We start from the raw sequence: 6,980 nt of genomic DNA, 5'->3' as shown, positions 1-6,980 counted from the left end.
CCGGTTCAGCTGCACCCTGGTGCTCTCCGTCGCGGGCGCGCTGGCGGCGTTGATGCTGGGCCTGTTCTTCATACCGGGACTCCTGGACGGCGACGGCGGGGACCGCTCGCAGGCCGGGGACACCTCCACCGGAGGCGCCGCCGACAGCGGCGGCAACGGCAACGAGGAGACCACCGGCGGTACCGGAGGCTCCGACACGGGGACCGAGAGCCCTTCCAGGGAGCCGACGGGGGCGGCGGCGGACGGCGTACCGGAGAAGTTCGCCGGCGGCTGGAAGGGCGAGATCGTCCAGGAGGACGGGGTCCCGAACGGCAGCGTCAGCGTGGAGATCAAGGAGGGCGGGAAGGGCGAGTACGTCGCGTACTTCGACTACTCTGTCTACGACGTCGCGCACTGCTACAGCCGTGCCAAGCTCACCGCCGCCACCGACACGACCCTCACCCTCCGCGAGGAGGACGACCCGGCCAGGGAGAACACCGAGGGCCTCTGCGCCCCCGGCGAGTCGACGGTGACGCTCACCCACAAGGGCGGCGAGACGGTCGAGTACCGCTCCGACGCGGAAGCCTCGGGGAACCCGCGCTCGACGCTGACGAAGGGCTCGGGCTGAGGGAGAGGCCCGGCCGGAGCCGGCGACCTGCTCCGCGTAGGCTGGGGTTCGCTCGTACGCACCACTCGCGGAAGGGGCCGGTCACCGTGACCACCGATCTGCAGGCAGTCCTGGACCGCGCCGCCGCGGGGGGCCGCGTCACCCCCGGCGAGGCCCTCGACCTGTACCGCTCCGCCCCGCTGCACGCGCTGGGGGCCGCCGCCGACGCCGTACGCCGCCGGCGCTACGCCGGGACCGAGCACATCGCGACGTACATCATCGAGCGGAACATCAACTACACCAACGTCTGCGTCACGGCCTGCAAGTTCTGCGCCTTCTACGCCCCGCCCACCGCCAAGGACAAGGGCTGGACCCGCGGGCTGGACGACATCCTGCGCCGCTGCGAGGAGACCGTGCAGCTCGGCGGCACGCAGATCATGTTCCAGGGCGGCCACCACCCCGACTTCGGCGTGGAGTACTACGAAGAGCACTTCTCCGCGATCAAGAAGGCGTATCCGCAGCTCGTCATCCACTCCCTCGGCGCCTCCGAGGTCGAGCACATGGCCCGCATCTCCGGCACCACCGCCGAGGACGCCATCCGCCGCATCCACGCCGCCGGCCTGGACTCCTTCGCCGGCGCCGGCGCCGAGCTGCTGCCGGCCCGGCCGCGGCAGGCCATCGCGCCGCTGAAGGAGAGCGGCGAGCGGTGGCTGGAGATCATGGAGACGGCGCACGGGCTGGGCGTGGAGTCGACGTCCACGATGCTGATGGGCACGGGCGAGACGAACGCGGAGCGGATCGAGCACCTGCGGATGATCCGGGACGTGCAGGACCGCACCGGCGGGTTCCGGGCGTTCATCCCGTACACGTACCAGCCGGAGAACAACAAGCTGAAGGGCCGCACCCAGGCGACCACCCTGGAGTACCTGCGGATGATCGCCATCGCGCGGATCTTCCTCGACAACGTCGCGCACATCCAGGGCTCCTGGCTGACCACCGGCAAGGACGCCGGCCAGCTGACGCTGCACTACGGCGCGGACGACCTCGGCTCGGTGATGCTGGAGGAGAACGTGGTGTCCTCCGCCGGGGCGCGGCACCGCTCGAACCTGCGGGAGATCATCGACATGATCCGCGGTGCCGACAGGGTGCCCGCGCAGCGTGCGACAACATATGAGCATCTTGTGGTGCACGACGACCCGGCGCACGACCCCGTGGACGACCGCGTCGTCTCGCACCTGTCGTCCACCGCCATCGAGGGCGGTACGGCGCACCCGGAACTGACGCTGGTGGAGGCCGACCGGTGACGCGCGCGACCCTGGAGAAGCAGCCGCACGAGGTGGCGGCGATGTTCGACGACGTCGCCGCGAACTACGACCTCACCAACGACGTCCTCTCCCTCGGCCAGGCGCGGCTGTGGCGCAGGGCGGTCGCCCGCGCGGTCGACGCCCGGCCGGGGCAGCGGGTGCTGGACCTGGCTGCGGGTACGGGCACGTCGTCGCTGCCGTTCACGGCCGCGGGCGCGTACGTGGTGCCGTGCGACTTCTCGCTGGGGATGCTGCGCGAGGGCAAGCGGCGCCACCCGCGGCTGCCGCTGACGGCGGGGGACGCGACGCGGCTGCCGTTCGCGGACGGGGTGTTCGACGCGGTGACGATCTCCTTCGGGCTGCGCAACGTCCAGGAGACGGCCGCGGCGCTGCGCGAGATGCGGCGGGTGACGCGGCCCGGTGGCCGGCTGGTGATCTGCGAGTTCTCCCACCCGACGTGGGCGCCGTTCCGGACGGTCTACACGGAGTACCTGATGCGCGCGCTGCCGCCGATCGCGGAGCGGGTGAGCAGCAGCCCGGACGCGTACGTCTACCTCGCCGAGTCCATCCGCGCCTGGCCGGACCAGCCCGGCCTGGCGGCCCGGCTCGCCGCCGCCGGCTGGACCCGCCCGGCCTGGCGCAACCTCAGCGGCGGCATCGTCGCCCTCCACCGCGCCTACGCCCCGAGCTGACGCCTCCCGCACGGGGCGGGCGCGGCGGTGTCGGCGGCGGCACTTAGACTGCGGGGAACGACCCGCGTTATCTGGGAGCCGCCGTGACCGACGCCTCTGAATCCACCCGCACCGCCGATGTGATCGTCGTCGGCGCCGGGCCGGGCGGCTCGACGACCGCGTACTACCTCGCGAAGGCGGGGCTCGACGTCCTGCTGCTGGAGAAGACGGCGTTCCCCCGCGAGAAGGTCTGCGGCGACGGGCTCACCCCGCGGGCGACGAAGCAGCTCATCGCCATGGGCATCGACGTCTCCGAAGAGGCGGGCTGGCTGCGGAACAAGGGCCTGCGCATCATCGCCGGGGGCAACAGGCTCCAGCTCGACTGGCCGGAGCTGGCCGCCTATCCCGACTACGGGCTGGTGCGCAAGCGCGACGACTTCGACCAGCAGCTCGCCCAGCAGGCCCAGAAGGCGGGCGCCCGGCTGTACGAGCGGTGCAACGTCGGCCAGCCCGTCATCGACGAGCGCACGGGCCGGATCACGGGCGTGCACGCGAAGCTCGGCGAGGAGAAGACGCCCGTCACCTTCCACGCCCCGCTGGTCATCGCCGCCGACGGCAACTCCTCGCGGCTCTCGCTGGCCATGGGCCTCCACCGCAACGAGAAGCGCCCCATGGGCGTGGCCGTGCGGACGTACTTCACCTCCCCGCGGCACGAGGACGACTACCTGGAGTCCTGGCTGGAGCTGTGGGACAAGCGCGGCGCGGAGGACCGGCTGCTGCCCGGCTACGGCTGGGTGTTCGGCATGGGCGACGGCACGTCCAACGTGGGCCTCGGCATCCTCAACTCCTCCGCCGCCTTCAAGGAGCTGGACTGGCGGGACGTGCTCAAGGCGTGGTGCGCCTCGATGCCGGAGGAGTGGGGCTACACCCCGGACAACATGACGGGCCCCATCCGCGGCGCCGCGCTGCCCATGGCCTTCAACCGGCAGCCGCACTACGACCGCGGGCTGCTCCTCGTCGGCGACGCCGGCGGCATGGTCAACCCGTTCAACGGCGAGGGCATCGCGTACGCGATGGAGTCCGGCCAGATCGTCGCGGACGTCGTCGTCCAGGCCCACGGCCGCGCGACGTACGCGCAGCGCGAGCTGGCCCTGAAGCGCTACCCGAAGGTCCTCAAGGACACCTACGGCGGCTACTACCAGCTGGGCCGCGCCTTCGTCCGCCTCATCGGCAACCCGAAGGTCATGAAGCTCGCCACGGAACGCGGCCTGACCCACCCGGTCCTGATGCGCTTCACCCTGAAGCTGCTGGCGAACCTCACGGACCCCCAGGGCGGCGACGCCATGGACCGCATCATCAACGGCCTGACGAAGGTCGCCCCGCGCGCGTGACCGTCGGGTCGGTCCCGCCCGTTCCCCCGCGGGCCCCGGTCTGCGGCCTTCCTTGAGAAATTTTGCACAAGGAGCCGTTGCAGTGTCGGCAACCGGGCGTGCCGGTGAGGCGTGCGCGTACGGTCTTGCCGCAGAACTGACGCACGAACCAGGTGATCTCTGCGCCGAGCCGGGCCGCGACCATGAGGCCGCGTCCCTGCTCGTGGTGTGTGGGATCAGCGCCCTGGGCGAGGGCATCGGCGAAGTTCTCGAAGTCCGGACGCGGATCGGACACGTCGATCACGAGGCCGCCGCATTCGAGGAGAGCGAGGCGCAACGCCAGTTGGTGACCGGCCACACGGCCATGCCGGATCGCATTGGTCACGAGTTCGCAGACGACGAGGACAGTGTCCTCGACGCCTCCGGGCCATCCCCAACCCGTCAGAGTGCGCCGGGCATGGATACGAGCCAGCCGCGCTGATCGCTTGACCATGGTGTAGCGCATCGCCCACTCCTGGGTGGTGTGCTTCTCGATGTCCCGTTGATGCTGTGCCGCGGTCGTCACCGATTCCTCCGTGCTGAGAGTCGTGAAGCCCGAATGGAAGAGCACGGGTTGTGTATCGCTGACAACTCAGCGCGACTACGCTGTGTGCTGCTTCCCTGCTCGTTCGCCTGGGTTACGAACGTACGGTGACCGCGCGGGGCAGAAAACTGACGCAGGGTACGAGTGGTGTGAGGCCCGGGCACGCGGGGAGCCAGTCATGACGCCAACTTGGTCGCACAGGGGCGACGGAACGCCGACCGGTGTGCAGGGTTCTCGGGCGCAGGTCCGCGGCGGAGTCGTGACCGGGCATCTTGTCAAGATCGCCAGGGAACGGATTCCACGTACCCAATGCGGGTTGGCGGAGGAACTCGGTGTCGACACGACGACGGTCCAGGGATGGGAGTCCGGCCGCCGCCCACTGACCGCGATCCCGACCGCACAGCTCCTGTCGCTACGTCGGCACTTGCTGAGGACCGGCGCGGATCCTGCCCTGCTGGTCCTGCTGGACGACGCCATGGAAGCCGATTCGGTCATCGGCTACGCCTTGGAGGCCAGACACGCGCACGAGGATTTCCGCGACCACCCACTCGCAGGGTGGGTCTTCACCCGCTCGGTGACCCACATGCTCACGTGGGCGATCAACGGGGCGGCTCCCGCGGCCCTGCCCCCGCCGTCCGCACCGGTGCCGAGACGGCGGGGGCCGACGCCAGCGGCCCCGGTGCTGAGCACCGATGAACGGCACCGGTTCTTCGGCCATCTGCGCCGCTTCGCCGAAATCGCCGACGCCGCCGGGGAGGAGGGAGCTCTGCTCCGCCGCCAGGCCCTGTACCTGTGCAGTTACGACTCCGCTTCCGACACGCGCGCCTGGCTCGCCGAGATGCAGAGTCGCCGGACGACGCACCTCGCCCACGCCGTTTGGGCGCCTGCCTGGTCCGATGCGCGATCCCTCGCCACGTCCCTGACCCGGCATGGCGATGTCGAGATGCTTCACGCCTTCATCGAGCGCGGGATGAGCAGTGACGCCGGCGAGACCGCCAACCTCAACTACTGGGCCCACTGGCTCGGTCTGGACCGGCTGCCACGGCCCGACGACTCGTTCATGGCGGGCCCGTCATTCCACTCGTGGGATCCCGGGGCGCTGCTGCGCAGCCTCGTGGACCGGCTCGATCCCGCGCTCGGCTGTGTGGACCTCAACGTGCACTCCGTCTGGGCACTCGTCGCCTCTCGGCCCGGGCTGCTCGCGGCGGACCACCGGGGGGATCTCCAGAGCCGGGTCTCCCTGCTGCTCGACGGTGACCGTGTGTCATCGCGGGCCCGGCGCGAACTGGACTCCTTGCATTACGGTCTGAGGCTGAGCAGACCCTGATCTATCGGAAGGACAAGGACCTCATGACCGATGACGCGCTCGCCAAGGGCTCCGTGGGTTACCTCCTGGAGATGGGGGCCCTGAAGCGGGCGCGGCGCACCGGCTGGTGGATCGTCGGGGTGAAGGACCCCGAGACCGTCGCGGAGCACAGCTTTCGTACGGCCGTCATCGGTGCGGTCCTGGCCATGCTTGAGGGAGCCGACCCTGCCAAGGTGGCGCTCCTGTGCACCTTTCACGACACCCAGGAGACGCGCGTCGGAGACATTCCGTGGGTCGGACGCCGCTACCTCACCGCTGCGAAGAACGAGGACGTGACAGCGGACCAGCTCGCGGACGCGCATCCCGCCGTCGCGACCGGAATCCAGGCGGTCGTCGACGAGTACGAGAACGGTGACTCCATCGAGGTCGTGGTGGCGCATGACGCCGATCGGCTGGAGTGCATGCTGCAGGGCATGGAGTACCTCGAACAGGGCTACAGCAACGCTCAGGAGTGGGTGGACAGCACGCGGGCGAGGCTGAAGACTGCATCCGCCATCGCGCTCGCCGACGCGGCCCAGGGGATGAGTTCTTCGGACTGGCAGCGAACCTATCTGCGATAGGCCGGATGCGGCCCCCGGGGGCGGCGGCAAAGCTGCATCCGCCCGTCTCGGCCGGTGCGACGGGCCTGCGCAGACCGCCCCGGCTCTCGCTTGAGAATTCGTGCACACGCGCGCTGGCGGCGTGTGCGAGAGCCCCCGCCGGCGGTCCCGGCGGGGGCTCTCGTGGTGCTGTGCGGGGCTCGGGTCAGAGGACGCGGGCCGCGGATGTGGGCATGTAGTACGACATCTCCTGGATCACGACGCCCTTCGACGGGTTGGCCGCGTCCAGGTACTTGCCGTCGCCGATGTACACGGCCACGTGGTACGCCGAGCCGGTGCCGCCCCAGAAGACGAGGTCGCCCGGCTGGACGTCGGAGACCGCCACCGGGGTGCCGACCGTGGACTGCTCCGCGGCCATGCGGGGGAGTTCCACGCCCACGGTGCGGAAGGCGGCCTGGGTCAGGCCCGAGCAGTCGTACGACGAGGGGCCCGTGGCCCCGAGCACGTACGCCTTGCCGACCTGGGCGTTGAGGAAGTCCAGCACCGTGCCGACGCTGCCCG

At 70.5% G+C, this 6,980-nt stretch carries 7 protein-coding genes and 1 pseudogene; 6 read left to right on the top strand and 2 right to left on the bottom strand.

The features are described 5' to 3' along the window. From H5J30_RS12740 to H5J30_RS12725, 4 genes and pseudogenes are all read left to right on the top strand, one after another. A pseudogene (locus tag H5J30_RS12740) lies at positions 1–607 on the top strand (serine/threonine-protein kinase); the annotation flags it as partial. A gap of 86 nt (positions 608–693) precedes the next feature. After that, the gene (gene mqnC / locus H5J30_RS12735) at positions 694–1,890 is read left to right on the top strand and encodes a cyclic dehypoxanthinyl futalosine synthase (protein WP_181787548.1); all 1,197 of its coding nucleotides are present in this window, start codon (positions 694–696) and stop codon (positions 1,888–1,890) included. Continuing rightward, the gene (locus H5J30_RS12730) at positions 1,887–2,582 is read left to right on the top strand and encodes a demethylmenaquinone methyltransferase (RefSeq protein ID WP_181787547.1); all 696 of its coding nucleotides are present in this window, start codon (positions 1,887–1,889) and stop codon (positions 2,580–2,582) included. Before mqnC ends, H5J30_RS12730 begins: the two co-directional genes overlap by 4 nt. A gap of 83 nt (positions 2,583–2,665) precedes the next feature. After that, entirely contained in the window at positions 2,666–3,952 is a 1,287-nt protein-coding gene (locus H5J30_RS12725) for a geranylgeranyl reductase family protein (protein WP_181787546.1), read from the top strand. Here H5J30_RS12725 and H5J30_RS12720 read toward each other — a convergent pair. Continuing rightward, positions 3,918–4,541 carry an ATP-binding protein gene (locus tag H5J30_RS12720; protein WP_220188838.1) on the bottom strand — a complete coding sequence of 208 codons (624 nt, stop codon included), beginning with the start codon at positions 4,539–4,541 and terminating at the stop codon, positions 3,918–3,920. The genes H5J30_RS12725 and H5J30_RS12720 overlap by 35 nt on opposite strands. A 289-nt stretch (positions 4,542–4,830) precedes the next feature. Between H5J30_RS12720 and H5J30_RS12715 the strand changes: the two genes are divergently transcribed. Together H5J30_RS12715 and H5J30_RS12710 are read left to right on the top strand one after the other, a co-directional pair. Then, positions 4,831–5,841: an XRE family transcriptional regulator gene (locus H5J30_RS12715; RefSeq protein WP_220188837.1), complete on the top strand. Its 1,011-nt coding sequence runs from the start codon at positions 4,831–4,833 to the stop codon at positions 5,839–5,841. A 23-nt stretch (positions 5,842–5,864) separates the two neighbouring features. Then, positions 5,865–6,440 carry an HD domain-containing protein gene (locus H5J30_RS12710; protein WP_181787543.1) on the top strand — a complete coding sequence of 192 codons (576 nt, stop codon included), beginning with the start codon at positions 5,865–5,867 and terminating at the stop codon, positions 6,438–6,440. Between the two features lie 184 nt (positions 6,441–6,624). Here the strand turns inward: H5J30_RS12710 and H5J30_RS12705 are convergent. Further along, positions 6,625–6,980, bottom strand: a 356-nt coding sequence (locus tag H5J30_RS12705) for a C40 family peptidase (protein ID WP_181787542.1), incomplete at its 5' end; no start/stop codon positions are given.

The sequence above is a fragment of the Streptomyces phytophilus genome, from assembly GCF_013870535.1.
GTDB classification, from domain to species: Bacteria; Actinomycetota; Actinomycetes; order Streptomycetales; family Streptomycetaceae; genus Streptomyces; species Streptomyces phytophilus.
The sequence above is the reverse complement of the archived record's forward strand: the minus strand, read 5'-3'. Positions and strand labels throughout refer to the sequence as shown.